Source organism: Streptomyces albus subsp. chlorinus (assembly GCF_013302895.1).
GTDB classification, from domain to species: Bacteria; Actinomycetota; Actinomycetes; order Streptomycetales; family Streptomycetaceae; genus Streptomyces; species Streptomyces chlorinus.
Map to the genome: position 1 here is coordinate 5,132,142 of NZ_VJOK01000001.1, position 23,284 is coordinate 5,155,425.

A 23,284-nucleotide genomic window follows, 5' to 3' on the forward strand; every position below is an offset into this window, starting at 1 on the left:
GTGCCCGCGCGTCGCCCCGGTAGAGGGTGGCCAGCGGCAGCGGAAGCGTCGGCGCCCCGGCGGCAGCGGCGGCGATCACCTCGTGGTGGGCGCGGGCGCAGCGCTCCAGCTCCACGCGGTCCGCCAGCCGTTCGCGCAGGGCGTCCTCGGTGAACGCCGCCGCCGGGACGTCCTGGACCACGGCCGTCAGCTCTCCGAAAGGCAGCAGCCGCAGAGGCGTCCCGGGCGCGTGGCCCGGGAGCCCGGTCAGCGCCGCCGCGTCGCAGCCCCGGCCTACGGCGAACACATAGGTGGCGACCCCGGCCTCCGCCCCTGTCCTGTCCGGCGTTCCGGGACCGGCTGACGTGTCCGCCCCGGCCGACGTCCCCTCCTCCGCGGCCGGGGCACGGCCGGCGGTCGCGTCGGGGGGCGTGAGGGTGTCGGGTGCCGTCCCCGTCGTCCGGCTCATCTGGGGTGTCCCTCCTTCACGTGCTGCCAGGCGTGGGTGCGGCTCGCGTCCCAGCCCGCGTCCCGGTGCCCACCGGTGCCGTGTCCGCCCGGTGCCTGGTCCGCATCGCCGCGCTCCAGCTCGGCGATCCGCTCCCGCAGGCGCTGGTTCTCCTCCTCGACGGCGTCCCGGTGGGCGCGGGTCGAGAGCGCCGGGTCGGTCTCCCACCAGTTGATCCCAGCTTTCTTCGCCGTCTCCACCGACGCGACGAACAGCCGCAGCCGGATGGTGAGCAGCTCGATGTCCAGCAGGTCGATCTTGATGTCCCCGGCGATCACGATGCCCTTGTCCAGGACCCGTTCGAGGATGTCGGCCAGGTTGGCCGGTCCGGACGGGGTCGAGGGAGCGTGCGAGAGGGGCCGCTCGACGGTGTGTTCGCTCACGGCCGCTCCGCCTCACCGCGCGTCATCGTGGTCCTCCTCCTCGTCTTCCTCTTCCTCGTCGCCCTCGTCGCCCTCGTCGGCCTCGTATTCCTCGTCCTCGCGGCCGTCTTCGTTCTCGTCCTCGCCCTCGTAGTCGTCCTCGTCACCCTCGCCGTCGCCCTCCTCATCGAAGTCCTCCTCGGGCTCCTGGTCCTCCCGGTCCTCCCGTTCCTCTTCCTCCTCCTGCCGGACGACCTCGTCGTGGCCGCGGACGACCTCGCCGTCGCGGATCTCGCCGCGCCAGCCCTCCACCTCCTCGGCTTTGAGGGTCACGTAGCGCTGGAAGTGCTTGAGGTCGAGGCGGAGCCGCCGGCCCTGGGCGCGCCAGATGTTGCCGGTCTTCTCCACGAATCCGGACGGGTAGTACTCGCAGACCACCGTGACGCGGGTCAGGTTCTCGTCGAGGCGGTGGAAGCTGACGGCGCCCTGGGTGGTGCCCTTCGAACCCTCGGAGGTCCACTGGATGCGCTTGTCGGGGATCTGCTCCTGGACCGTCGCCTCGTAGCCGCGGGACGAGGGCCAGACGCGCACCTTCCAGGACGTCTTGGTCTCGTCCTCCTCGTCCTTGCGGACGCTGCTCACGCCGTTCATGAAGCTGCCGAAGTCCTCGTACTGCGTGAACTGGTTGTAGACCACGCGCAGCGGACGGCCGATGTCGACGTGTTCGATGATGTTGATGGCCTTCAGGTCCCCGGGCTTGCGGTCGCCCGAGGCGCCGACCGCCTCCTTGGCCTTGCCGACGGCCTTGTCCTTGGCGCCCTTGGCCTTCTCCTTCGCGAACGCCTTCACGGGGTTCTCGCCCTGCGCCGCGCGGGACGCCACACCGGCGAGCCCGCCGCCGTCACCGTCGCCGCCTCCCGCCTTGGCCAGCAGCTTGCCCGGCTCCGCGACGTCCGTCAGCTTGTCGGTGACCTTTCCGACCACCTGCCGGCCGACCGCGCCGAGGTACTCCAGGAACTCTTCCCGCAACTGCTGCAGGGGCGAGTCGCCGTCTCCCGTGTGCTTGCTCTGTGCGGCCATGGCGCCTACCTCCTGGCCGACCGGTCGGCGGGCCGCTTGGCCGCACGTCTGCCGGGACGGTCACCGGGCGGTGACTTCCTGCCGGTACCGCCGGACGAGGACTTCGCACCGGGACGAGGCGACGCCGCCTTCTTCCGCGGCCGCTCGCCCGACGCCCGGTCCCCCCGGCCCTTGTGGCCCTCTCCCGCGCCCCCGCCGCTGCCCGCGCTCCCGTCCTCGGCCCTGTCCCCGCCTTCGCCCCTGTCGCGGTCCTCGTCCTGGTCCCCGCCCCCGTTCTCCTCCCCGTCCCCGTTCTCGTCCTCGTCCTCGGCCCGGTCCCGCGGTCCGCCGCCCCCGGAGAGCCGGTCGGTGCGTTCGCGGAGCGCGTCGGTCAGGGCCTCGATGCGGCGGTTGGCCAGCGAGCTGACCGCCGTCCGCGCGGCGTCGGCCAACTGGTCCCGGACCTGCTCGGTCAGCTCCTCGAACTGCGGCGTCTCGGCGGCCTTGCGGACGCCCTTCTCCAGCAGATGCTTCGGGTCGAGCCCGAGCCGGCGCCCCGCCACCAGCGAGGCGAGGGCCAGGGCCAGCTTCGCTTTCCTGGTACGGCCGAGGAAGTAGCCGCCGGCGGTGGCGACGAGGACGGCCGTCTTGCGACTGTCGGTCATGACTGGTTCCTTGGGGCTCGGTCCGGCTCGGTTCCTGATGTCGTCTCCCCCGGCTCCGCGCGCGGCCGCGTCTCCGGTTCCGGGGACGTCTCCGCGCCCGGTTCCGTCGACGTCCTCGCGTCCTGCGGGGCCGTGTCGTCGTCGGTGGTGCACACCCGGGTGCGGGTCACCGCGGTCGGCGCGCGCCGCTCCAGCAGGTCGAGCAGCCGCTCCTCCTCCCGCTCGAACTCCTCCTCGGTGATCTCGCCGTCCTCGAAGGCCCGGTTGAGCGCGCCCAGCCGGGCCCGCAGCGTGGCCGGGTCGGTCAGCTCCTTCTCCGCGGTCTCCAGCAGCCGGCCCGCCACCCACTCGACCCCGCGTACGGGGGCCAGCGGCAGCAGGAGCACACCGCTCAACAGTCCCACCTCAGCCTCCGACGGCCGCGTGCCCGGCCTTCGCCGGTGCGGGCTCGGGGCGTTCGCCCTCCTGCGGCACGAAGCTGTAGCAGGGCAGCGGGCCCGTCAGCCGCAGCTCCACCCGGTCGCGGTGGGCGGCGGCGAACCGCTCCACCACCTCGCGGAAGCGCTCGCTCGCCGTGTCCGGGACCAGGAAGGAGCCGTTGAGCACGCAGCCGGGCACGTCCGGGCCCCGGACGAAGCCGTCGGCGAGGGGGCGCAGTTCGGCCAGTACCGCGTCGGCGGCCGAGGACGCGCGGCGGGCCAGTCCCTCCGCGACCGCCTGGCCGAGCCGTACGTTGGCCTCGTAGCCGGGCCGGGCGCGCACCTGGGCCATCAGCCGCCGCAGCCCGGGGTCCTCCCTCACCAGCGCCTCCACCTGGGACTGGGCGGGCATCGCCTTGAGGTTCATCTCGGTGCGGCCGCTGATCCGGGCCAGGGCCGCCAGATGGGTGGGCGCGGCGGCGGCGACGGCCCGTTCCACCGTGGCCGCGTCCTCGGCGACCATGCCGAACCGCATGGGCAGCACGGGTGCCCCGGTGCCGAGCCGGGTGAGCAGCTCCTGGTGGGCCATCAGGTCCCGGCGCCGCGCCCGCAGGTCGTCCGGCACATCGCTGACCACCGCCGCGAGTTCGCCCACCGGCAGCAGCCGGACCTGCGCGGGCGGCCGGCCCACGCCGCGCAGCCGGGCGGGGAGGGCCCGGCCGGCGTGGACGATCCCGTAGACGTACAGCTGTGCGCTGCCGGACGGCTGTGCGGCGCCGCATGGTTGCGTGGTGCCGGGCGGTTGCGTGGCGCCGGAAGGCTGCGCGGTGCCGGAAGGCTGCGTGGCGCCGGACGGCTGTGCGGTGCCCGGCGTCTGCGGGGTGCCTGTCGGTTGCCCGGCGCCCGGCGACTGTGCGGTGCCCATGCCTCAGTCCTCCTCGGTGCGGCGGGCGCGGGTGCGGGTGCCGTTCGTGGCGCGGGTCCGGGTGCGGGTACCGCTCGCGCTGCGGGTGCCGGTGGTGGAGCGCCGTGCGCGGGGCCGCTCCTCGGCCTCCACAGGTTCCTCCGCCGGCTCCTCCTCCGCGTCCCGGGCGTCGTCCTCGTCCTCGTCGCCCACCCCGATGGCGTCCTTGACCTTGCCGCCGACCGACTGGACGGCCCGCTTCGCACCGGTCTTCCTGACCCCGCCCGCCATGCTCGAGAAGAGTTCGGGCACCGTCCTGCTGGCCGCGTCCTGGTTGAGGTCGAGGCGGTTGCAGACCTCGGCGAAGCGCAGATAGGTATCGACACTGGCCACCACGATCCGCGCGTCGATCTTGAGGATCTCGATCCCCACGAGCGACACCCGCACGAAGATGTCGATCACCATGCCGCGGTCGAGGATGAGTTCGAGGACGTCGTAGAGGGTCCCGGCTCGCGGGACACACGCCACGGCCTCGGTGTAGGTGGTGGTCGTCATGGAGGGTTCCTCTCGGGCGGGGAGGGCACCGGGGACGGGACCGGCGAGGGGGAGGGGCGGGACGGGAGAGGGCACCGGAGGCGTGGGGGGCACGGGGGGCGGGAGGGAGGAGGGCGGGGTCACGGCCGCCTCAGTCGTCGCTCGCGCCGCGCCGGTACCGCCGGATCCTCCGGTACTGGGTCAGTTCGCCCCGGCCGTCCAGCTCCACCTCGTAGGTGGCCAGCAGGCTGGTCGTGTCGGGGATGCGCGGCACCTCCAGCACGTCGACGTGCACCCGCCAGCCCTCCTCGGCCCGGCGCACCGCCGAGATGCCCTCGGTGCGGTGGCCGATCAGCCGGTCCAGACCGCGGCAGGCCCGCCGCGCCGCGTCCTCGGGGCCCCTGACGGAGGAGCCGCCGGAGGAGCCGCTGGCGGAGCGCTTCGAAGAGGAGGCGGACTTGGTCGCCGTCCGCGTGCGCCGGTCACGTTGCTCAGGCATGACCACAGTCTGTGCACGGCCCCTCGCAGCGCGCACTCGGAGCTGAGCCGTACGGGTCCGCGCTCCGGAGGCCGGCCCCGCGGCCCGTCCCGCTCCCGGCCGGACAGAAGGGCGGTGGCTCCCGGCCGGGCGGAAGTGCGGCGGCTCCCGGTGACTCATGCGGAAGATGACTCATGCGGAAAGCGCATCGTTCGCCGCGATCCGGTCTTGGACAGCATGAGTACGGCCGTAAGAGGCTTCCGGCCTGGGCGGACGGTCGTGCGGACGCGGCCCGGGGCGCCGTGGCGGCGCCGCCGTGCCCGCGTCGCCGCGCCCGTCCCGAACGGTCCCTGGACACCGGAGGTATCGATGACCATGCGTACGACCACGGCCCGCCGCGCCGTGCTGGGCGCTCTCGGGCTGGCGCTCGTGGTGCCGCTGACGGCCGCCGGCCAGGAGGCGCTGGCCTCCTCCTCCCGGCCCGCCGCGCCGAACCCCTCCGCCGCGCACGGACACTCCGCCACGCACGCCCTCTCCGCCTCCTCCGCCGTCTCCTCCGCCGCGACGCGGGCGAAGGTGGCCGGCCGGCTCGCGGAGCTGGAGCGGAAGTTCGACGCCCGGCTGGGGGTGCAGGCCGTGGACACCGGCACGGGACGCCGGGTCGGCTACCACGCCGACGAGCGCTTCGCCTACGCCTCCACGCACAAGGCGTTCACGGCCGCCGCCGTGCTGGACAAGTACACGCTCGACGGCCTCGACAAGAAGGAGATCACCGTAAAGGAGAGCGACCCGGTCGGCCACTCTCCCGTCACCGAGGCGCACGTCGGGGAGAAGCTGACCCTGCGGGAGCTGTGCGAGGCGGCCGTGCGCCAGAGCGACAACGGCGCGGACAACATCCTCCTCCGCGACCTGGGCGGGCCCGCGGAGCTCGACGCCTTCCTGGAGGGCCTCGGCGACCACGTCACCCAGGTCAGCCGGTACGAGCCGGACCTGAACGAGGCGACACCGGGTGACCCGCGGGACACCACCACGCCCCGCGCCTTCACCAAGGACCTGCGGTCCGTGCTGCTGGGGAAGGGCCTCGGCAAGCGGGAGCGGAAGCAGCTCGACGCCTGGATGCTCAACAGCCCGACCGGAACGAAGCTGATCAGGGCAGGGGTGCCCGAGGACTGGAGCGTCAGCGACAAGAGCGGCGCGGGCCGGCACGCCAGCCGCAACGACATCGCCGTCGTCCGGCCGCCCGGTAAGGCGCCGATCGTGGTGTCGGTCATGTCCAAGCGCGACGCGTACGACGCGCCCTACGACGACCGGCTCGTGTCCGAGGCGGCCACCGTCGTCGCCGACACCCTCGGCTGACCGGCCCGCGGCACGGAACGCCGCACGGCCTTCCGCGGGCGGTGACGGCATGTGGACGGCGTGCGAAGGGGGCACCCGGGATTCCCGGGTGCCCCCTGCACGTGGCACCGTGCCCCGCGGCGCGGGGCCGCGGCAGCGCTGCCGGGCCCGTGCGGGCTCAGCCCTTCTTGGTCTCCCAGAAGATCTTGTCGATCTGGGCGATGTAGTCCAGCGCCTTCTGCCCGGTGGCCGGGTCGGTGGACCCCTTGGCCGTGCTGAGCGCCTTGAGGGTGTCGTTCACCAGCTGGTGCAGCTCCGGGTACTTCTCGAAGTGCGGGGGCTTGAAGTAGTCGCTCCACAGCACCGAGACATGGTGCTTGGCCAGCTCCGCGCGCTCTTCCTTGATGACGGTGGCCCGGGCGCGGAAGTGCGGGTCGTCGTTGGCCTGGTACTTCTCCTGAATGGCCTTCACGGACTCGGCCTCGATACGGGCCTGCGCGGGGTCGTAGACGCCGCACGGCAGGTCACAATGGGCGCTGACCCGCACCTTGGGTGCGAACAGTCGGGAGAGCATAAAAGCCATCCTTCCTCGTGATCGTCTTCTCACGTGCGAGATTACTCCGTGTGGGAAGCCTTTTCGCGTGTGCCCCCACGGGCTTAGGACAAAAGTCCAGTCGCTGACTGGACCTGCTGGAGTAACAGCGGCCGGGCGCGACGGCGCGGCCGGGACGACCGGAGGCGGAGAACATGCCGGAGGGTACGCCGCAGGGCGGTCCGACACACGGTGCGGAGCGCGGCGGGGGTGTGAGGCGCGGCGGACCGCTGAAGAGGATCGGGCTGGCGGAGGTCTACAACCCGTCGATGCAGCCGACGCTGCGCCCCGGCGACCAGTTGGTCGTCGTCTACGGCGCCGCTGTGCACCCCGGTGACGTCGTCGTGCTGCGCCATCCGTTCCAGCACGACCTGCTCATCGTCAAACGGGCCGTCGAGCGGCGCTCCGGCGGCTGGTGGGTGTGCGGTGACAATCCGCTGGTGCGCAATGACAGCCGCGAGTTCGGTGTCGTACCGGACGAACTGGTCGTCGCGCGGGCCTGGCTGCGGCTGCGCCCCCGCCACCGGGGTCAGTCCTCGCCGGCCTCGGTGGTGCGCTGGGCGGCCGGTGCGGTGCGGCCGCTGACCGGGCCGCTGCGCCCGCGCCCGCCGGCGGCGTCGCCGTCGGCCTCGCGCCCGGCCTCCACCGGGCGGTCCAGGCTGTTCTCGCGGCGCTTGCGGGCCCGGTAGGCGGCCACGTTGGCACGGGTGGCGCAGCGGTCCGAGCAGTAGCGGCGGGAGCGGTTGGTCGAGGTGTCGAGGTAGGCGTTGCGGCAGGGGGTCGCCTGGCAGATGCCGAGCCGGTCCACGCCCAGGTCGGTCAGGTGGAAGGCCAGCCCCATGCAGGCCGTCGCCGCGTAGGCGGCGGTCGCGTTGGCGGGCTGTTCGGCCAGGTGCATGTGCCAGCGCGGGCGCCCCTCGTCGTCCAGGTCGCCGTGTCCGGAGATCTGCGGACTTGTCGGGAACTCCATCAGCAGGGCGTTGAGCAGGTCGACCGCGCGGACCTCGTCCCCCTCCGAGGCCGCCGCGAAGACGGCGCGCAGCCGGGTGCGGACGGCGCGCAGCCGGCTCACGTCCGCCTCCGTCGCGCGGCGCGCCATCGTGCTGTGCGCCCCGAACAGCTCGCGCACGGCGTCGACGGAGGTGAGGGTGTCCTCCCCGCGCTCGGGCTGCTCGCTGTTCACCAACCGCACTGCCAAATCAGAGTAATAGTTGAGTTCCACTTGTGATCCTTACGGCGGGCTTCTATCGTCGGTAATGAGCGAATCCGGTACGAGGGTATTACGGTGGAGGACGGACATGACGACGCACGCACCGCACCAAGCCGACTGGCGGGCCTGGCAGGACAGTTGGGACCGCCAGCAGGAGTGGTACCTGCCCGACCGCGAGGAGCGGTTCCGCGTGATGCTGGAGACGACCGAGGCCCTGGTGGGGACCCGGCCCCGGGTGCTCGACCTGGCGTGCGGTACCGGCAGTATCTCGGACCGCCTGCTGAAGCGGATGCCGAACGCCCGGACCGTCGGCGTGGACCGCGACCCCGCGCTGCTGACCCTCGCACGCGGCACCTTCGAGGGCGATGAGCGGGCGCGCTTCGTGACGCTGGACCTGAGCGAGGAGGACTGGCCCGCCCGGCTCGGCGAAGAGCTGGGGGAGGAACTGGACGAGAGGGGCCCCTTCGACGCCGTACTGACCGCGACGGCGCTCCACTGGATGCGCACCGAGCCGCTGCGCGCGCTCTACGCGCAGATCGCCGGACTGGTGCGGGAGGGCGGCGTCTTCATGAACGCCGACCACATGCCGGACGAGTCGACGCCGCGCATCAACGCCGCCCTGCACACCCACGAGGAGAAGCGGCGGCAGCGGCGGCTGGGTGAGGGTGCCCTCGACTGGGGCGGCTGGTGGCGTGCCCTCTCCGAGGACCCCGCCCTGGCCCGGGTCGCCGAGGAGCGGTTCGCGCTGTTCGGGAACCCCGCCGAGGTGCGGCACGACCACAACAACGAGGAGTTCCAGAGCGCCGCCTGGCACGCCGCCACCCTGCGGGAGGTGGGTTTCGCCGAGGCCCGCACGGTGTGGGCGTCCCCCACGGACGCCCTGGTGCTCGGGCTGCGCTGAGCGGGGACGCCCCGGCCGGCGCGGCCGGATACGCGTGTGCCGGACGGGCTCGCCGAGCCTGTCCGGCACGCGTGCGTCACATGCAAGCGGCGCCCCTCTGAAGGGGTCAGCGGCGGGCGACGCCCTCGGCGCGGGCGGCCGCGGCCACCGCCGAGGTGACGGCGGGGGCGACGCGCTCGTCGAAGGGGGAGGGGATCACCCGGTTCGCGCTGAGTTCGTCGGCGACGACCGCGGCCAGCGCCTCGGCGGCGGCCAGCTTCATGCCTTCCGTGATGTCCGTCGCACGGACCTGGAGGGCGCCGGCGAAGACCCCGGGGAAGGCCAGCACGTTGTTGATCTGGTTCGGGTAGTCGCTGCGGCCGGTGGCGACCACCGACGCGTACTTGCGGGCCACGTCCGGGTGGATCTCGGGGTCGGGGTTGGCCATGGCGAAGATGAACGCGCCCTCGGCCATCGTCGCGACGGCCTCCTCGGGCACCGTGCCGCCGCTGACGCCGATGAAGACGTCGGCGCCCGCCAGCGCGGACTCCAGGGTGCCGGTGCGGTTCCCCTTGTTGGTGAAGGAGGCCAGCTCCCGCTTGACCTCGGTGAGGTCCTGGCGGTCGCCGGAGACGACGCCCTTGCGGTCGCAGACGGCCACGTCGCCGATGCCCGCCTCGATGAGGATCTTGGCGATGGCGATGCCCGCGGCGCCCGCGCCGGAGATGACGGCGCGCAGCTCGCCCAGCGCGCGCCCGCTCAGCTTGGCGGCGTTGCGCAGCGCGGCCAGCGTGACGATGGCCGTGCCGTGCTGGTCGTCGTGGAAGACGGGGATGTCCAGCTTCTCCTTGAGGCGGGCCTCGATCTCGAAGCACCGGGGCGCCGCGATGTCCTCCAGGTTGATCCCGCCGAACGACGGCGCGAGCCGGGCGACCGTCTCCACGATCTCGTCCGTGTCCTGGGTGTCGAGGGCGATCGGCACGGCGTCCACGCCGCCGAACTGCTTGAAGAGGATGGCTTTGCCCTCCATCACCGGGAGGGAGGCCCGCGGGCCGATGTCGCCCAGTCCGAGGACCGCGCTGCCGTCGGTCACCACGGCGACCACCTGGGACTTCCAGGTGTAGTCGTCGACGAGTGAGGGCTGTTCGGCGATGGCGCTGCAGACCTTCGCGACGCCCGGTGTGTAGGCCAGGGACAGGTCGTCCGCGTCCCGCACGGGCACCGTCGCCTGCACGGCCATCTTGCCGCCCCGGTGCAGGGCGAACGCCGGATCGATGACGTCCGGCTCCAGCCCGTCCTTCTGATTGACGATCTCCGCTGCCACTGTGTTGAACCCCTTTGTCGAATCTGGTGAGGGTGACCGCTCCCTGCTGTGAGGAACGGGCGGGCACCGCGTCCGCTTCCCGGGCGAGCGGTCGGCCGCGGCCCGGAGGGAGGGACGGACGCCGGGCGCGCCGCACACACGCCCTGGTCCCCGGGTGAGGGGTGTAATCGACCTTTCTACCCGACAACGGCCGCCGGGGACGACTCACTTCCGGCCGCGGTGCTCCCCAGGCTGGTGGAATGCTGGCCAAAGCGCCTCGATACCGGCTCAAGCCCCTCGATACCGGTGCAACGGTCACGAAGCCCCACGGGCGCGGGCGCGCGGGACGGGGCGGCGGGTATCGGTTCCCTTCGCGCCCTCTACGGCCTCACCGGCCGCCCTGTAATCGGATTGGCTTCTCCGTTATGCGATTTTGACCTCGCCGCCGTCCTGCACCCACCGGTCCGGATGGCAGGATGCCCCCATCCGTTCACCCGTTCACCCGTCGGACACGGTCGCGACATCCGCAGGTGTGTGCCCGACCCCACGGCTGCCCCCTCACCGCCAGGAGGATCCGCCCATGACCGCAACCAGGCCCATGTCCGCAGGCCGGACCGCGCGCGGGGTCGCGCGACGTGCCCGGCTCGTGCCCCTGGCGCTCGCGGTCAGCGGTGCCCTGCTGCTGGCCGGCTGCGGCGACCAGACGGACGGCGCGCAGGGCGGCGGCGGAGCCGGCAGCGGACTGAACGCGAAGCTCCCGCAGAAGATCCGGGACAAGGGCGTCATCCAGGTCGGTACGGACGCCGCGTACAAGCCCATGGAGTACAAGGAGGGCGCCGACATCGTCGGCCTGGACGTGGACCTGGCCAACGCGATGGGCAAGAAGCTGGGCGTCCGCTTCCAGTTCACCAACGGCACCTTCGACGGTCTGATCACCTCCATGCAGACCGGCCGCTTCGACATGATCATGTCGGCGATGACGGACACCAAGGACCGCCAGGAGGGCCTGGACGACAAGGGCAAGAAGGCGGGCAAGGGCGTCGACTTCGTCGACTACCTGTCGGCCGGCTCCTCGATCCTCGTCCGCAAGGGCAACCCCGAGAAGATCGATTCCGTGGACCAGATGTGCGGCCGGAAGGTGGCCACCCAGCGCGGCACCACCTCGCACGAGATCCTCAAGAAGCAGACGAGGAAGTGCGTGGGGGACGGCAAGGGGAAGATCGACGTCGAGGCGTACGACACCGACGACGAGGCCCGGGTGCGGCTGAAGACCGGTGCCGTCGTCGCCGACGTCTCCGACTTCCCGGTCGCCGCCAACGCCGCCAAGACGGGCGGCGACTTCGAGGTCGTCGGTGACCAGATGGAGTCGGCCCCCTACGGCATGGCCGTCAGCAAGGACAACCGCGAGCTGCGCGACGCCCTCCGGGCCGCCCTCGACGCGATCATCGAGGACGGCTCCTACAAGCAGGCGCTGGAGAAGTGGGGCGTCCAGGACGGCGGCGTGAAGAAGGCCGCGATCAACGCCGGTTCCTGAGCCGGGCCACCCCCCACACCCCGACAGGCCCACGAGCCGCATCCACAGGACGCTGAGAGGCACCCGTGACACCATCCACCGACAAGATCCCCACCGGGGCGACGGCCCGCCCCCAGGACGCCCCGGAGGCCATCAGGGCCATACCCGTACGGCACTACGGGCGGTACGTCTCCGCCGTCGTGGTGCTCGTCCTGCTGGCGCTGCTGGTGCGCGCCTTCGCGACAGCGGAGGGGCTGCGCTGGGAGGCCGTCGGTGACTTCTTCTTCGACGACCAGATCCTCGAAGGCGTCAAGAACACGATCGTGGTCAGCGTCCTGGCCATGCTCATCGGCCTGGTGGGCGGCATCGTGCTGGCCGTCATGCGGATGTCGAAGAATCTGGTGACCTCGTCCGTCGCCTGGGGCTACATCTGGTTCTTCCGCGGCACGCCCGTCTATGTGCAGCTGCTGCTGTGGTTCAACCTGGCGCTGATCTTCCCGATCCTCGACATCATGCCGATCTACAAGGACGAGATGACCGACGTCATGACGCCGTTCATGGCGGCGCTCCTCGGCCTCGGCCTCAACGAGGCGGCCTACATGGCGGAGATCTGCCGGGCCGGCATCCAGTCGGTGGACGAGGGGCAGACCGAGGCGTCCCAGGCGCTGGGCATGACCCAGGGGCAGAACATGCGCCGCATCGTGCTGCCCCAGGCGATGCGGGTGATCGTGCCGCCCACCGGCAACGAGTTCATCAACCTGCTGAAGACCTCCTCGCTGTGCTCCGTGGTGATGTACGAGGAGGCGCTGCGCAAGGCGCAGAACATCGGCAACAACTCCAGCGCCGTCGTCGAGCTGCTGCTGGTGGCCACCGTCTGGTACCTGGTCATCACCAGCGTCTTCAGCGTCGGCCAGTACTACCTGGAGCGGCGCTACGCGCGCGGCTCCCTCCGCCAGCTGCCCGACACCCCGTGGCAGCGCATACGCAAGAACCTCTTCGCCATGGGCCGCGGCACCGGCTCGGGCGCACAGGGAACCGGAGGTGCCGGGGCATGAGCACGATGGTCAAGGCCGAACGCGTCTGCAAGTCGTTCGGGCACGTGGAGGTCCTCAAGGGGATCGACCTGGAGGTGCGGACCGGCGAGGTCTTCTGCATCGTCGGCCCCTCCGGCTCCGGAAAGTCCACCTTCCTGCGGTGCATCAACCACCTGGAAAAGATCAACGCCGGGCGGCTGTACGTGGACGGCACCCTGGTCGGGTACCGCGAGAAGGGCGGCAAGCTCTACGAGCTGCGCGACCGCGAGGTGGCCGCCCAGCGCCGCGACATCGGCATGGTCTTCCAGCGCTTCAACCTCTTCCCGCACATGACCGCGGTGGAGAACGTGATGGAGGCGCCCGTCCAGGTCAAGCGCGTTCCCAGGGCCGAGGCGCGCAAGCGCGCCGAGGAACTGCTCGACCGCGTCGGACTGGCCGACAAGCGGGACAACTACCCCGCCCAGCTCTCCGGAGGCCAGCAGCAGCGCGTCGCCATCGCCCGCGCGCTGGCGATGGACCCCAAGCTGATGCTCTTCGACGAGCCGACCTCCGCCCTCGACCCCGAACTGGTGGGCGAGGTGCTGGACGTCATGAAGGCGCTCGCCCGGGACGGCATGACGATGGTCGTCGTCACCCACGAGATGGGGTTCGCGCGGGAGGTCGGCGACTCGCTGGTGTTCATGGACGGCGGTGTGGTCGTCGAGTCCGGCAACCCGCGCGAGGTGCTGACCAGCCCGCGGCACGAGCGCACCAAGTCGTTCCTCTCCAAGGTGCTGTGAGCAGGGGCCGCCCGGGCGGGAGCGCTGCGGGCGGCCCGCGGGCGGCCGGACGCAGCGCGTTCCTGGAATAGCCGGGCCCGATGTGATGCTGTGGGCGCCATGGCATACAACGCACGACTCGGCAAGGTGGGCATCTGGGCCACGGCCCTGCGCATGGACGACCCCGCGCGGCGGGAAGAGGTGGGCGAGGCCGCCGCCGAACTGGAGGAGCTGGGCTACGGCACCCTCTGGATCGGCGGCAGCCCCTCGCCCGACATGGCACAGCGGCTGCTGGAGGCCACCACCAGGGCCACCGTGGCCACCAGCATCCTCAGCATCTGGGACCACGTCGCGCCCGAGGTGGCCGCACGGCACGCCCAGCTGAACGACGCGCACGACGGCCGCTTCCTCCTCGGCCTCGGCGTCAGCCACGAGGAGAAGCCCACCGGCAACGACCGCCGCGTGGACCACCCGCTGGCCGACCGCCCCTACGCGGCGATGCGCGGCTACCTGGACGTCCTGGACTCCGCGCCGCGCCCCGTACCGCCCCACCAGCGCACCCTGGCGGCGCTCGGCCCCCGGATGCTCCAGCTGGCCAAGGAGCGCTCCCTGGGCGCCATCCCCTACCTGGTGACGCCCGAGCACACCGCCGAGGCCCGCGACATCCTCGGCGCCGATCCGCTGCTCGCCCCCGAACTCAAGGCGATCGTCCTGCCCGAGGGCGCCGCCCGGGACGAGGCCCGCGGCCTGGCACGCGACTACCTGGCGATGTACCTGGGCTTCGCCAACTACCGCAACAGCTGGCTGCGACTGGGCTTCACCGAGGACGACCTCGCCGACGGCGGCAGCGACCGGCTCATCGACGCCGTCTTCGCCCTGGGCACCCCCGAGCGGATCCGCGCCCGCGTGGACGACTTCTACGCCGCCGGGGCCGACCACGTCGCGCTCCAGGTCGTCACGGCGAACACCGGCACCGACCTGCCGCTGCCCGAATGGCGCGCCCTGGCCGAGGCGCTGCCGGTCGCGGACTGAACCGGCGCGGCCGGGGGCCCGGCGGCCACCACGGTGACGTTGATCGCTTGATGGCCGCGGGGTCTGTCGGGACGGCGGCGGTCCGGCGTAGCGTCGGGGCATGTTCGCTGCCTACGCCGCACGTATCGACAAGGAACAGCCGCTCGCCGGGCTGGAGCTGGGCGAGCGGCCGGAGCCGAGAGTCCCGCCCGGGTGGACGACCGTGGCCGTCAAGGCCGCGTCGCTCAACCACCACGACCTGTGGTCGCTGCGCGGCGTCGGGCTGGGCGAGGAGTCGCTGCCGATGATCCTGGGCTGCGACGCGGCGGGCGTGGACGACGACGGCAACGAGGTCGTGGTGCACTCCGTCATCGGGCAGACCGGCCACGGCGTGGGTCCCCGCGAGCCGCGCTCCATCCTCACCGAGCGCTACCAGGGCACCTTCGCCGAGCGGGTGGCCGTACCGCAGTGGAACGTGCTGCCCAAGCCGCGTGGGCTGTCCTTCGAGGAAGCCGCCTGCCTGCCGACGGCCTGGCTGACGGCCTACCGGATGCTGTTCACCAACGCGGGCGTGCGGCCCGGGGATTCGGTGCTGGTGCAGGGCGCGGGCGGCGGCGTGGCCACCGCCGCCCTCGTGCTGGGCGCCGCCGCCGGGCTGCGCGTCTTCGCCACCAGCCGGGACGCGGCCAAGCGGCAGCGCGCGCTCGACCTGGGCGCCGAGGCCGCCGTGGAGCCGGGCGAGCGGCTGCCGCACCGGATGGACGCCGTACTGGAGACGGTGGGCGCCGCCACCTGGTCGCACTCGGTCAAATCCCTGCGGCCGGGCGGCACCCTGGTCATCTCCGGCGCCACCAGCGGCCCCAACCCGCCCGCCGCCGAACTGAACCGGATCTTCTTCCTGGAGCTGAAGGTCGTCGGCTCCACCATGGGCACCAAGGAGGAGCTGGCGGGACTCCTGAACTTCTGCGCCGCCAAGGGCGTCCGCCCCGTCATCGACTCGGTCCTCCCCCTGGACCGCGCCCGCGAGGGCTTCGCGAAGATGGCGGACGGCGAACTGTTCGGGAAGATCGTCCTGACGGTGTGACGCGGGCTACGGCGACAGCTCCCCGGTCCGGCCGGATGCGGCCGGGGCGGCGGCGCGGGAGGAGCGCGCCGGCCCGGCCGTCACACGGATCTTGGACTGGCCGTGGCCGAGCAGTTCCCAGTCGTCCATGAAACGGGCCCGCAGACCGTGCCGGTGGCCGAGCGCGGTCAGGGTCTCCGTGCGGTAGTAGAAGTCCTCGCGCAGCACCTGGTGTTCGGTGCCCAGCGTACGGTCGAAGGTGAAGTCGAAGAAGCCGCCGGGGGCCAGGACGCGGCCGACGTGGGCCAGGCACTCGTCGATGATCTCGATCGGCGAGTGGGAGAAGACGCTGTGCGCGTGCACCACGTCGAAGTACGCGTCGGGCAGGAAGTCCAGGGTGAGGTCCTGGGTGAGGGTCAGGTGGGGCAGCTTGGCCTGGAGTCCGCGGGTGGCCAGGGTGCGCTTCGCCGCGACCAGCACATCGGGGGAGATGTCGATGCCGTAGTAGTGGCCGGGCTCCAGGTACTCGATGAAGCGCCAGCCCGCGCGGAGGTTGCCGCACCCGATATCGAGCATCCGGTGGCCGGGGCGCAGCCCGTGCGCCCGCAGGTAGTCGAACTGCAGCTCGCCCAGTCGCAGCCACTCCTCATGGGTGGGGCTGCCGACCGCGGCCTCGGGATTGCGCCGCGTGTCGGAGGCCATCACGGCGCGGTAGTAGCTGACATGGTCGCGGTGCTTGAAGGCCAGCCAGCGGTCACGGCCCGCACGCTTGAGGTGGCGGGGGACGCGCTGCGGGTGGGTGAGGGCGTAGCGGACCTTGTGGGCGAGGGCGGTGCGGTCGACGAGGAGGTTCTTCCTGCTGGCCATGGGTGCTCCGTCTGTGTCCCGGCGCCGGGGAGGGGCCGCGTGGGTCTTCCGGTGCGGTGGTAGGGCGATCGTGCTGGTGCTGCCAGTCTTGTGGCGCGCGGCCGGCGGCAGTTTTGTGAACTGCTCCGTACGGCCCCCTCCGGTCCCCCCTGGGGGTGGCCACGGGCGGCCGGCACGGCGCGCCGCCACCGCTCCGGCGGGGGACCGCTCCGCGGGGAGCCGGTGAAAAGTGAGCCGGTGAAAAGCCGTGGCCGTGCGGGCGGCGGGCTGCGAGGCTGCGCGCCGGGATGAGCACGAGGAGGCGGGTGGAATGCGGGAGGCGGCGGCAGGCACCGACGCGCGGGACGTCGCGGAGCTGTGCCGGGTGGTGCGGGGCGGCGCCCGGGTGAAGTACCTGTTCTTCTGGGGGCACCGGCCGCCCCGGGGCGGCCGGGTCGGGCCGGGCTGCCTCAGCCAGTGGTGGCCCGCCCGCTTCACCGTGGACGGGGTGGAGTACGCCAGTGCGGAGCACTTCATGATGGCGGCCAAGGCGCGGCTGTTCGGCGACGCGGAGACCGAGCGGCGGGTGCTCGCCGCCCCGGGTCCGGGCGCGGCCAAGGCGCTGGGCCGTCAGGTGCGCGGTTTCGACGAGGAGACCTGGGAGCGGGAGCGGTTCGGCATCGTGGTGGAGGCCAACCTCGCCAAGTTCGGGCAGGACGCGCGGCTCGCCGGCTTCCTGCGGAGCACGGCGGGGCAGGTCCTGGTCGAGGCCAGTCCGCTGGACCACGTCTGGGGCATCGGGCTGGCCGCCGACGACGAGCGGGCCGGCGACCCCGCGCGCTGGCGCGGCGCCAACCTCCTCGGCTTCGCCCTCATGGAGACCCGCGCGGCGCTGGCCCGCCGCACACCCGGGGAACCGGAGGTTCCGGCGGGCCGGTGACGCGCGGACCGGGAGCCGCGCGGACCGGGAGACGGACGCGGACGGCGGCGTACGGGCCGGTTCGTAAGGGCCACCGGCCCACGGGCCACCGGCCCACGGGCCAGGGGCCAGGGGACCGTGGCCATGGGTGTACGGGCCAGAGGCCCGTGGTTGACCGGCGCACGGGTCAGGGGTCCGTGCCGCCGGTCCGCGGGGCAGGGGTGCGGGTGGTCGGTCCGGCCAGCAGGGCCGCTGCCTGCCCGACCGTCGCCTCCACCAGTTCCGCGACGGAGGGCAGGTCCCGGATCAGCCCCGCGACCTGCCCGGCGGCCATCACCCCGGCGTCGGTGCGGCCCTCGACCATGGCGGCCCTCAGCAGCATCGGGGTGTTGGCGGCCAGCAGTGCGGGGCCGAGTCCGAGGTTCCTGCCGTGGCGCAGGGCGCGGCCGTCCCGCAGCATCGCCGCCCACGACATGCCCGCCTGCCTCTTGAACGCGGCGGCGTGCCGCAGCGCCCGCAGGAGGGCGGCGGTGCGGCCGGAGGACTCCAGTGCCGCCACCATCTCGCTGCGCAGCATCCGGTGCGGCAGCCCGTCCACCTTCGTGGTGACGGTGACATCGGTGACCTCCGCGGCCAGGTACCGGGCCTTGACGGCGTCGGGCACCGTCGATTCGCGGGTCAGCAGGAACCGGGTGCCCATGCCGACGCCCGCGGCGCCGTAGCACAGGGCGGCGGCCAGTCCCCGTCCGTCGTAGAAGCCGCCCGCGCCGATAACGGGGATGCCGACGGCGTCCACCACCTGCGGCAGCAGCACCGAGGTGGCGACCTGCCCGGTGTGCCCGCCGCCCTCCGCGCCCTGGACGAGTACCGCGTCCGCGCCCCAGGAGGCCACCTTCTCCGCGTGCCGGACCGCGCCGACGGACGGGATGACGACGATCCCCGCGTCCTTGAGCCGCCCGATCAGCTCCCGGGAGGGCGCCAGCGCGAACGAGGCGACGCGCACCCGCTCCTCGACGAGCAGCCGCACCCGCTCGGCCGCGTCGGAGGCGTCCGCCCGCAGATTGACGCCGAACGGCGCGCCGGTGCGGGACTTCACCTCGCGTACCGCCTCGCGGAGTTGCGGCAGCGTCATCGTCGCGGAGGCCAGGATGCCCAGGGCGCCGGCCTCGGCCGTGGCCGTGACGAGCCGGGGTCCGGCCACCCAGCCCATGCCGGTCTGCACGAGAGGGTGGCGGACGCCGACGAGGGAGGTCAGCGGGGTGCTGAGCGGGCCGGGGGCGGCGGCCTGCGGGGTGCCGGTCATCCGGGCACCTCCCGCTCGCGGGTGCCGCGGGGGTCCAGCACCTCGCGGATCAGCCGCAGTTCCTCGCCGGTCGGCTCCCGGGTGACGGGCACGTGGTCGGGTACCGCCGGGGTGAAGCCGGTCCGCTCCAGGACGTTGGCCACGCGGACGCCCGGGTGGACGCTCACCAGCCGCATCCGGTGGTCGGGCGTCGCGAAGTCGAACACCGCCAGGTCGGTGACGACGCGCCGCAGTTCGTGGAAGCGGGCGACGGACCCTCCCGCCTCGGCGGCCCGGTCGTAGCCCACGCCGCTGACCGTGTCCACCCGCTCCACGAACACCCGGGCCGAGTGCCGGGGCACCCAGTAGGAGACCGGGTGGTTGACGGTGTTGGAGGGCGCCCCGCGGGAGCCGAGCAACTGGCGCCGGGGCCTGGCCCACTCCCCGACGCAGGAGATGTTCTGGTTGCCGTAGCGGTCCAGTTGGCTCGCGCCCATCATCATGTGCCGCTTGCCGCGCGCGGCCAGGGACAGGTGCTTGCGGTAGGGCAGCCATCCCTCGATGTGCCCGGGATCCGGGTCCTCGGGCGAGGCCGGCAGCATGGCCTCGCCGTCGGTCAGCAGCAGCCCGGGGCTGAAGGTGAGCCGTGCCAGGCGGGCGCCGAGCGCCGGGACGGTGCCCGCCGTGGCGGCCAGCACCTCCCCGTCGCCGCGCCAGGCCTCGGCGCAGGCGACGACGCAGACCTCGGCGCGGGTGGCGGACGGGGCCGCGGCCCGGTCCCCGGTCGCGGTGGCGGTCACCGTGTCACGTCCTTGTGCCCAGCACCGGGGACCGTGCCGTCCGCGTCCGCCAGTTCGGCGACGGCGCGCTGGTAGGCGTCCTCGCCTCCCGCGAGGAAGCGCGCGGTGAACTCCCGCCAGGCCGCCGGGTCGCGGGCGGCGCGCACGTACGCGCGCTGGAACGCCTCGTCGCGGCCGTAGTCGGGGGCGCAGCTGGTGAAGTGGGCGCCGTGCGGGGCGTGCACCACGCCGGTGACGTTCTGCCGCTGCACCAGCAGCGTCTGCGGCGGCCCCGCGAACCGGTCCACGAACTGCTCGCAGGACAGATAGGTTTCCGTCGCGGCCTCCGTGAACAGGTCGTCGAAGTAGGGGTCGGGGCCCAGCGACTGGCCGTTGCCGCGCACGTCGGCGCGGTGCACATGGACGAGGGCCACATCCATCCGCAGCGCGGGCGCGGCCAGCAGCTCCTCGCCGTCCTCGTAGGGCGAGACCACCGTGCGCAGCCGGGGGTTGTGGCGCGGGATGTCGGAGCCCAGGCCGCCGCGTACGGGCATGAACGGCAGCCGGTGCGCGGCGGCCGTCAGCCCCCACAGGAACATCGACTCGTCCCACTCCTCGAACGCGAGGGTCCCCGTCTCGCGGGCGGTGCGGAAGTGCGGCTCCAGCGGCACCGAGTCGAGTGTCACGAACGGCGCCACCAGCTTGCGGATCCTCCCGGCCGCCGCGAGCAGCCCGACGTCGGGGCCGCCGCAGGAGACGACGGTCAGATCCGTGACGCCGGTGAGCAGCAGGGCCCGCACCAGCGCCATCGGTTTGCGCCGGGAGCCCCATCCGCCGATGCCGACGGTCATGCCGGACGCGACGCGGCCGGCGAACTCCTGGACGGAGAGCCGTTTGTCCAGGGCGGTCACCGGGTCGCCTCCCGCCGCGTCCGGCCTGCGCCGGCGGCCAGGAAGGCGTCCCGGTGCCGGTCGGAGACGCCCGCGAGGTTGGCCTCGAAGGTGAAGCCCTGCTCGTAGCGGTAGCTGCGCCGCACGTCCACCGGGTCGATGCCGTTGAGCGCCTCCTTGGCGAGGCGGAGCAGGTAGCCGTCCTTGGCGGCGATCCGCGAGGCCAGGCCCAGCGCCGTCTCCAGCAGCGTGTCCGCCCCGGCGGCCAGCTCCCACACCGCGCCGTGGTGGTGCAGTTCGCGCGCGGTGAGGGTGCGGCCCGTGTAGTAGAGCGGGCGCAGCAGATGGGGCGGCACCATGCGGGCCAGGTGGGTGGCCGCGCCCAGGGCGCCGCGGTCGAGTTCGGGCAGTCCGAAGGTGGCGTCCTCGGTCGCCACCAGCGCGTCGGCGCTGCCGGCCAGCCCGATACCGCCGCCGAGGCAGTGGCCGTGCACGGCGGCGATCACCGGGACCTCGCACTCGTACACCGCCGCGAACGCCGCCGCGCAGCCCCGGTTGGCGCCGATGAGGGCCGTGTTCCTTGCGGTCCCCTCGGTGCGCTGCATCTCCTTGAGGTCGACGCCCGCGTTGAAGCCCCGGCCGGCGCCGGTCAGCACCACCGCGCGGTGCGCCGGCTCGCGGCCCGCCGCCGTGACGGCTTCCGCCAGCTCGTACCAGCCGCGCACCGGGAGGGCGTTGACCGGGGGGTGGTCGACGGTCACCACGGCGACGCCGTCGCGCGGGGTGGAGGTGGAGACAGTCATGTCCGGATCAGCTACCTTTCCACCTAACGTTTGTTTGGTGAGAAGCTAGCAGCGCGCCGGTACGCGGGGAAGACCGGGGACTCCCCGGGGCACCGCCCGGGTACGGGACGCCCCCGCGGCGCCACGACACCGAGGAGCGTCATGACCGTTGCTGTCGTCACCGGCGGAACCCGCGGCGTGGGCGCCGGTATCGCGCGGGCGTTCCTCCGCGGCGGCGCGGAGGTCGTCGTCTGCGCCCGCCGCCCGCCCGCCGTACCCCTCACAGCGGACGGACGCCGAGCCCGCTACCTCCCCCTCGACGTGCGCGATCCCGAGGCGGCGCACGCGTTCTGCGCGCGAGTGGCCGAGGAGGCCGGCTCCCTGGACGTGCTGGTCAACAACGCCGGAGGCACCCCCTACCGCCCGCTGGCCGAAGGCGCCGCGCACCAGCACGCCCGCGTCGTCGAACTCAATCTGCTGGCGCCCCTGCACGTCTCCCGCGCCGCGCACGCGGTGATGCGGCGGCAGCCGCGGGGCGGGTCCATCGTGATGGTGGGCAGCGTCAGCGGCGGCCGCCCCTCGCCGGGCACGGCGGCGTACGGGGCGGCCAAGGCGGGTCTGGAGAGCCTGGCCGGGTCGATGGCCGTGGAGTGGGCCCGGGACGGCGTGCGGGTCAACACCGTGGTGCTGGGCATGGCCCGTACGGAGCGGACCGGGGCGCACTACGGCGACGCGGCGGGCGTCGCCGCCGTCTCCGCCACCGTGCCCCTGGGCCGTCTGGCGGAGCCCGACGAGGTGGGCGACGCCTGCGTGTTCCTCGCGTCCGACGCGGCGCGCTACATCTCCGGCGCCTCGCTGGCGGTGCACGGCGGCGGTGAACGCCCGGCCTTCCTGGACGCGGCCAACGTCAACAAGGACACCGGCGCGGATCCCGGCAAGAGCACCGGCGAGGACGCTGACGGAGATCCCGGCGCGGACCGTGGCGGGGACCGCGACCCATGACCGCGGCAGGAACCGCGACGCGGACCGAGCACCCCGCGGGACCGAGCACCCCGAGCATGTCCCCCATCGAACCGGAGGCCACCATGTCCGAGCAGCAGGCGCCCGAACCCCGTTGCGCCGAGGGCCGTGTCGTCGTCGTCACCGGGGCCGGGCGGGGGCTGGGCCGTGCGCACGCCCTCGCGTTCGCCCGCGCCGGGGCCCGGGTGGTCGTCAACGATCTGGGGGTCGCCCTCGACGGCGGAGCCGGACCGGGGGAGACCCCCGCCGAGCAGGTGGCCGCCGAGATACGGGACGCGGGCGGCGAGGCGGCCGTCAGCACGGACGACGTGGCCTCCGGCGAGGGCGCGGCACGCCTCGTGCGTACCGCCCTCGACCGCTTCGGCCGCCTCGACACCCTCGTCAACAACGCGGGCTTCCTGCGGGACCGGATGCTCGTCAACCTCGACGAGGAGGACTGGGACGCCGTCGTCCGCGTCCACCTCAAGGGGCACTTCCTGCCGTTGAGGCACGCGGCCGCCCACTGGCGCGCCGAGTCCAAGGCGGGCCGCGCGGTGGCCGCCAGGGTGGTCAACACCTCGTCCGGCGCGGGTCTGCTCGGCTCGGTCGGCCAGGGCAACTACGCGGCGGCGAAGGCGGGCATCGCGGCGCTGACCCTGGTGGCGGCGGCGGAGCTGGGCCGCTACGGGGTGCAGGTCAACGCGATCGCGCCGGCGGCCCGTACCCGGATGACCGAGCGGACGTTCGCCGCGGACATGGCCGCACCCGCCGGCGGTGGCTTCGACGCGATGGCCCCCGAGAACGTCTCCCCCCTGGTCGTCTACCTCGGCTCGGACGCCTGCGAGGGGATCACAGGGCGGGTCTTCGAGGCCGAGGGCGGCCGCGTCACCGTCATGGACGGCTGGCGCCGCGCGGCCCGCACCGACAAGGCCGCCCGCTGGGAGCCCGGTGAACTCGACGGCGCCGTCCGGGGCCTGCTGGCCCGGGCCCCCGAGCCGGAACCGGTCTACGGCGCCGAACCGAGGACGGCCGGCCGCTGACCCCGGCACGGGCAGGGACAGATGCCAATGGCGCTCGGGCGTCGCCGTTGCCACGGACGTCACCGGCGCCAAGGACGTCGCCGGTGCCACGGGTGTCACCGGTGCTCGGGCACCCGGTCGTGACCGCCTCGTCCCTCGCG

Annotated in this window: 25 protein-coding genes and 2 pseudogenes; 11 read left to right on the forward strand and 16 right to left on the reverse strand. The window is 73.2% G+C overall.

All coding sequences use genetic code 11. From position 1 onward, the window contains the following. From FM076_RS22525 to gvpO, 8 genes and pseudogenes are all read right to left on the reverse strand, one after another. The coding region (locus FM076_RS22525) for a GvpL/GvpF family gas vesicle protein (protein WP_173872783.1) at positions 1-448 on the reverse strand (448 nt) is incomplete at its 3' end. Beyond that, positions 445-870, reverse strand: a complete 426-nt coding sequence (locus tag FM076_RS22530) for a gas vesicle protein GvpJ (RefSeq protein WP_173872784.1) — start codon at positions 868-870, stop codon at positions 445-447. The genes FM076_RS22530 and FM076_RS22525, both read right to left, overlap by 4 nt. A 12-nt stretch (positions 871-882) precedes the next feature. Next, a complete protein-coding gene (locus FM076_RS22535) occupies positions 883-1,929 on the reverse strand; it encodes an SRPBCC family protein (protein ID WP_173872785.1) in 1,047 nt (348 codons plus the stop codon). A gap of 5 nt (positions 1,930-1,934) precedes the next feature. Then, a complete protein-coding gene (locus FM076_RS22540; RefSeq protein ID WP_173872786.1) occupies positions 1,935-2,573 on the reverse strand; it encodes a hypothetical protein in 639 nt (212 codons plus the stop codon). A 185-nt stretch (positions 2,574-2,758) separates the two neighbouring features. Next, positions 2,759-2,977, reverse strand: a pseudogene (locus FM076_RS34085) (gas vesicle protein GvpG); the annotation flags it as partial. A 1-nt stretch (position 2,978) separates the two neighbouring features. Further along, positions 2,979-3,917: a GvpL/GvpF family gas vesicle protein gene (locus FM076_RS22550; RefSeq protein ID WP_173872788.1), complete on the reverse strand. Its 939-nt coding sequence runs from the start codon at positions 3,915-3,917 to the stop codon at positions 2,979-2,981. A gap of 3 nt (positions 3,918-3,920) precedes the next feature. After that, complete coding sequence (gvpJ, locus tag FM076_RS22555; protein WP_173872789.1) at positions 3,921-4,451, reverse strand: gas vesicle protein GvpJ; 531 nt, start codon at positions 4,449-4,451, stop codon at positions 3,921-3,923. A gap of 130 nt (positions 4,452-4,581) precedes the next feature. Next, complete coding sequence (gvpO, locus tag FM076_RS22560) at positions 4,582-4,929, reverse strand: gas vesicle protein GvpO (protein WP_173872790.1); 348 nt, start codon at positions 4,927-4,929, stop codon at positions 4,582-4,584. 354 nt (positions 4,930-5,283) lie between these two features. Between gvpO and bla the strand changes: the two genes are divergently transcribed. After that, positions 5,284-6,264 (forward strand): class A beta-lactamase, encoded by a 981-nt coding sequence (bla, locus tag FM076_RS22565; RefSeq protein WP_173874931.1) that lies wholly within the window; start codon positions 5,284-5,286, stop codon positions 6,262-6,264. 157 nt (positions 6,265-6,421) lie between these two features. Here the strand turns inward: bla and sodN are convergent, their stop codons facing one another. Then, complete coding sequence (gene sodN / locus FM076_RS22570; protein ID WP_114023847.1) at positions 6,422-6,817, reverse strand: superoxide dismutase, Ni; 396 nt, start codon at positions 6,815-6,817, stop codon at positions 6,422-6,424. A gap of 287 nt (positions 6,818-7,104) precedes the next feature. Here sodN and FM076_RS35350 point away from each other — a divergent pair. After that, positions 7,105-7,272, forward strand: a pseudogene (locus FM076_RS35350) (nickel-type superoxide dismutase maturation protease); the annotation flags it as partial. Positions 7,273-7,364: 92 nt separating this feature from the next. On the opposite strand, the gene FM076_RS22580 reads toward FM076_RS35350, so the two are convergent. Next, positions 7,365-8,057 (reverse strand): CGNR zinc finger domain-containing protein, encoded by a 693-nt coding sequence (locus FM076_RS22580; RefSeq protein WP_345945164.1) that lies wholly within the window; start codon positions 8,055-8,057, stop codon positions 7,365-7,367. A gap of 76 nt (positions 8,058-8,133) precedes the next feature. Here FM076_RS22580 and FM076_RS22585 point away from each other — a divergent pair, with 76 nt between their 5' ends. Then, positions 8,134-8,946: a class I SAM-dependent methyltransferase gene (locus FM076_RS22585; RefSeq protein WP_173872792.1), complete on the forward strand. Its 813-nt coding sequence runs from the start codon at positions 8,134-8,136 to the stop codon at positions 8,944-8,946. 106 nt (positions 8,947-9,052) lie between these two features. On the opposite strand, the gene FM076_RS22590 is transcribed toward FM076_RS22585, so the two are convergent. Further along, positions 9,053-10,249, reverse strand: coding sequence for an NADP-dependent malic enzyme (locus tag FM076_RS22590; protein ID WP_173872793.1), 1,197 nt, complete (start codon positions 10,247-10,249; stop codon positions 9,053-9,055). Positions 10,250-10,808: 559 nt separating this feature from the next. Between FM076_RS22590 and FM076_RS22595 the strand changes: the two genes are divergently transcribed. The 5 genes from FM076_RS22595 to FM076_RS22615 all read left to right on the forward strand — a co-directional run bounded on the left by FM076_RS22595 (position 10,809) and on the right by FM076_RS22615 (position 15,628). After that, a complete protein-coding gene (locus tag FM076_RS22595) occupies positions 10,809-11,762 on the forward strand; it encodes an ABC transporter substrate-binding protein (protein ID WP_243274602.1) in 954 nt (317 codons plus the stop codon). A 65-nt stretch (positions 11,763-11,827) separates the two neighbouring features. Continuing rightward, positions 11,828-12,796, forward strand: a complete 969-nt coding sequence (locus tag FM076_RS22600) for an ABC transporter permease subunit (RefSeq protein ID WP_173872794.1) — start codon at positions 11,828-11,830, stop codon at positions 12,794-12,796. Continuing rightward, complete coding sequence (locus FM076_RS22605) at positions 12,793-13,554, forward strand: amino acid ABC transporter ATP-binding protein (RefSeq protein ID WP_274598824.1); 762 nt, start codon at positions 12,793-12,795, stop codon at positions 13,552-13,554. Before FM076_RS22600 ends, FM076_RS22605 begins: the two co-directional genes overlap by 4 nt. Before the next feature lie 99 nt (positions 13,555-13,653). Continuing rightward, positions 13,654-14,565: a TIGR03620 family F420-dependent LLM class oxidoreductase gene (locus FM076_RS22610; protein WP_173872795.1), complete on the forward strand. Its 912-nt coding sequence runs from the start codon at positions 13,654-13,656 to the stop codon at positions 14,563-14,565. Between the two features lie 100 nt (positions 14,566-14,665). Further along, positions 14,666-15,628 (forward strand): zinc-binding dehydrogenase, encoded by a 963-nt coding sequence (locus tag FM076_RS22615; protein ID WP_173872796.1) that lies wholly within the window; start codon positions 14,666-14,668, stop codon positions 15,626-15,628. Between the two features lie 6 nt (positions 15,629-15,634). On the opposite strand, the gene FM076_RS22620 is transcribed toward FM076_RS22615, so the two are convergent. After that, on the reverse strand, positions 15,635-16,474 hold the full coding sequence (locus tag FM076_RS22620) for a class I SAM-dependent methyltransferase (RefSeq protein ID WP_173872797.1): 840 nt from the start codon (positions 16,472-16,474) through the stop codon (positions 15,635-15,637). A gap of 310 nt (positions 16,475-16,784) precedes the next feature. Here FM076_RS22620 and FM076_RS22625 point away from each other — a divergent pair, with 310 nt between their 5' ends. Beyond that, entirely contained in the window at positions 16,785-17,393 is a 609-nt protein-coding gene (locus tag FM076_RS22625; protein ID WP_173872798.1) for an NADAR family protein, read from the forward strand. A 166-nt stretch (positions 17,394-17,559) separates the two neighbouring features. Here the strand turns inward: FM076_RS22625 and FM076_RS22630 are convergent, their stop codons facing one another. Genes FM076_RS22630 through FM076_RS22645 form a run of 4 tightly spaced genes read right to left on the reverse strand, consistent with a single transcriptional unit; the run spans position 17,560 to position 21,126 of the window. Further along, on the reverse strand, positions 17,560-18,675 hold the full coding sequence (locus tag FM076_RS22630; protein ID WP_173872799.1) for an NAD(P)H-dependent flavin oxidoreductase: 1,116 nt from the start codon (positions 18,673-18,675) through the stop codon (positions 17,560-17,562). Then, a complete protein-coding gene (locus tag FM076_RS22635) occupies positions 18,672-19,454 on the reverse strand; it encodes a CoA-transferase (protein ID WP_173872800.1) in 783 nt (260 codons plus the stop codon). The genes FM076_RS22630 and FM076_RS22635 overlap by 4 nt, the downstream gene beginning before the upstream one ends. Continuing rightward, on the reverse strand, positions 19,451-20,344 hold the full coding sequence (locus FM076_RS22640; RefSeq protein ID WP_345945165.1) for a CoA transferase subunit A: 894 nt from the start codon (positions 20,342-20,344) through the stop codon (positions 19,451-19,453). Before FM076_RS22640 ends, FM076_RS22635 begins: the two co-directional genes overlap by 4 nt. Then, positions 20,341-21,126 (reverse strand): enoyl-CoA hydratase family protein, encoded by a 786-nt coding sequence (locus FM076_RS22645; RefSeq protein ID WP_173872801.1) that lies wholly within the window; start codon positions 21,124-21,126, stop codon positions 20,341-20,343. Before FM076_RS22645 ends, FM076_RS22640 begins: the two co-directional genes overlap by 4 nt. A 141-nt stretch (positions 21,127-21,267) precedes the next feature. Between FM076_RS22645 and FM076_RS22650 the strand changes: the two genes are divergently transcribed. Together FM076_RS22650 and FM076_RS22655 are read left to right on the forward strand one after the other, a co-directional pair. Continuing rightward, positions 21,268-22,107 (forward strand): SDR family oxidoreductase, encoded by an 840-nt coding sequence (locus FM076_RS22650; RefSeq protein WP_173872802.1) that lies wholly within the window; start codon positions 21,268-21,270, stop codon positions 22,105-22,107. An 83-nt stretch (positions 22,108-22,190) separates the two neighbouring features. Further along, positions 22,191-23,144, forward strand: coding sequence for an SDR family oxidoreductase (locus tag FM076_RS22655; protein ID WP_173874935.1), 954 nt, complete (start codon positions 22,191-22,193; stop codon positions 23,142-23,144). The last annotated feature ends 140 nt before the right edge of the window (positions 23,145-23,284 follow it).

What these genes read in the sequence shown, in the direction of transcription:
- FM076_RS22535 (WP_173872785.1), bottom strand. Translation starts at nt 1,929, where the DNA reads ATGGCCGCACAGAGCAAGCACACGGGAGACGGCGACTCGCCCCTGCAG.
- FM076_RS22540 (WP_173872786.1), bottom strand. Translation starts at nt 2,573, where the DNA reads ATGACCGACAGTCGCAAGACGGCCGTCCTCGTCGCCACCGCCGGCGGC.
- FM076_RS22550 (WP_173872788.1), bottom strand. Translation starts at nt 3,917, where the DNA reads ATGGGCACCGCACAGTCGCCGGGCGCCGGGCAACCGACAGGCACCCCG.
- gvpJ (WP_173872789.1), bottom strand. Translation starts at nt 4,451, where the DNA reads ATGACGACCACCACCTACACCGAGGCCGTGGCGTGTGTCCCGCGAGCC.
- gvpO (WP_173872790.1), bottom strand. Translation starts at nt 4,929, where the DNA reads ATGCCTGAGCAACGTGACCGGCGCACGCGGACGGCGACCAAGTCCGCC.
- bla (WP_173874931.1), top strand. Translation starts at nt 5,284, where the DNA reads ATGCGTACGACCACGGCCCGCCGCGCCGTGCTGGGCGCTCTCGGGCTG.
- sodN (WP_114023847.1), bottom strand. Translation starts at nt 6,817, where the DNA reads ATGCTCTCCCGACTGTTCGCACCCAAGGTGCGGGTCAGCGCCCATTGT.
- FM076_RS22585 (WP_173872792.1), top strand. Translation starts at nt 8,134, where the DNA reads ATGACGACGCACGCACCGCACCAAGCCGACTGGCGGGCCTGGCAGGAC.
- FM076_RS22595 (WP_243274602.1), top strand. Translation starts at nt 10,809, where the DNA reads ATGACCGCAACCAGGCCCATGTCCGCAGGCCGGACCGCGCGCGGGGTC.
- FM076_RS22605 (WP_274598824.1), top strand. Translation starts at nt 12,793, where the DNA reads ATGAGCACGATGGTCAAGGCCGAACGCGTCTGCAAGTCGTTCGGGCAC.
- FM076_RS22610 (WP_173872795.1), top strand. Translation starts at nt 13,654, where the DNA reads ATGGCATACAACGCACGACTCGGCAAGGTGGGCATCTGGGCCACGGCC.
- FM076_RS22615 (WP_173872796.1), top strand. Translation starts at nt 14,666, where the DNA reads ATGTTCGCTGCCTACGCCGCACGTATCGACAAGGAACAGCCGCTCGCC.
- FM076_RS22620 (WP_173872797.1), bottom strand. Translation starts at nt 16,474, where the DNA reads ATGGCCAGCAGGAAGAACCTCCTCGTCGACCGCACCGCCCTCGCCCAC.
- FM076_RS22625 (WP_173872798.1), top strand. Translation starts at nt 16,785, where the DNA reads ATGCGGGAGGCGGCGGCAGGCACCGACGCGCGGGACGTCGCGGAGCTG.
- FM076_RS22630 (WP_173872799.1), bottom strand. Translation starts at nt 18,675, where the DNA reads ATGACCGGCACCCCGCAGGCCGCCGCCCCCGGCCCGCTCAGCACCCCG.
- FM076_RS22645 (WP_173872801.1), bottom strand. Translation starts at nt 21,126, where the DNA reads ATGACTGTCTCCACCTCCACCCCGCGCGACGGCGTCGCCGTGGTGACC.
- FM076_RS22650 (WP_173872802.1), top strand. Translation starts at nt 21,268, where the DNA reads ATGACCGTTGCTGTCGTCACCGGCGGAACCCGCGGCGTGGGCGCCGGT.
- FM076_RS22655 (WP_173874935.1), top strand. Translation starts at nt 22,191, where the DNA reads ATGTCCGAGCAGCAGGCGCCCGAACCCCGTTGCGCCGAGGGCCGTGTC.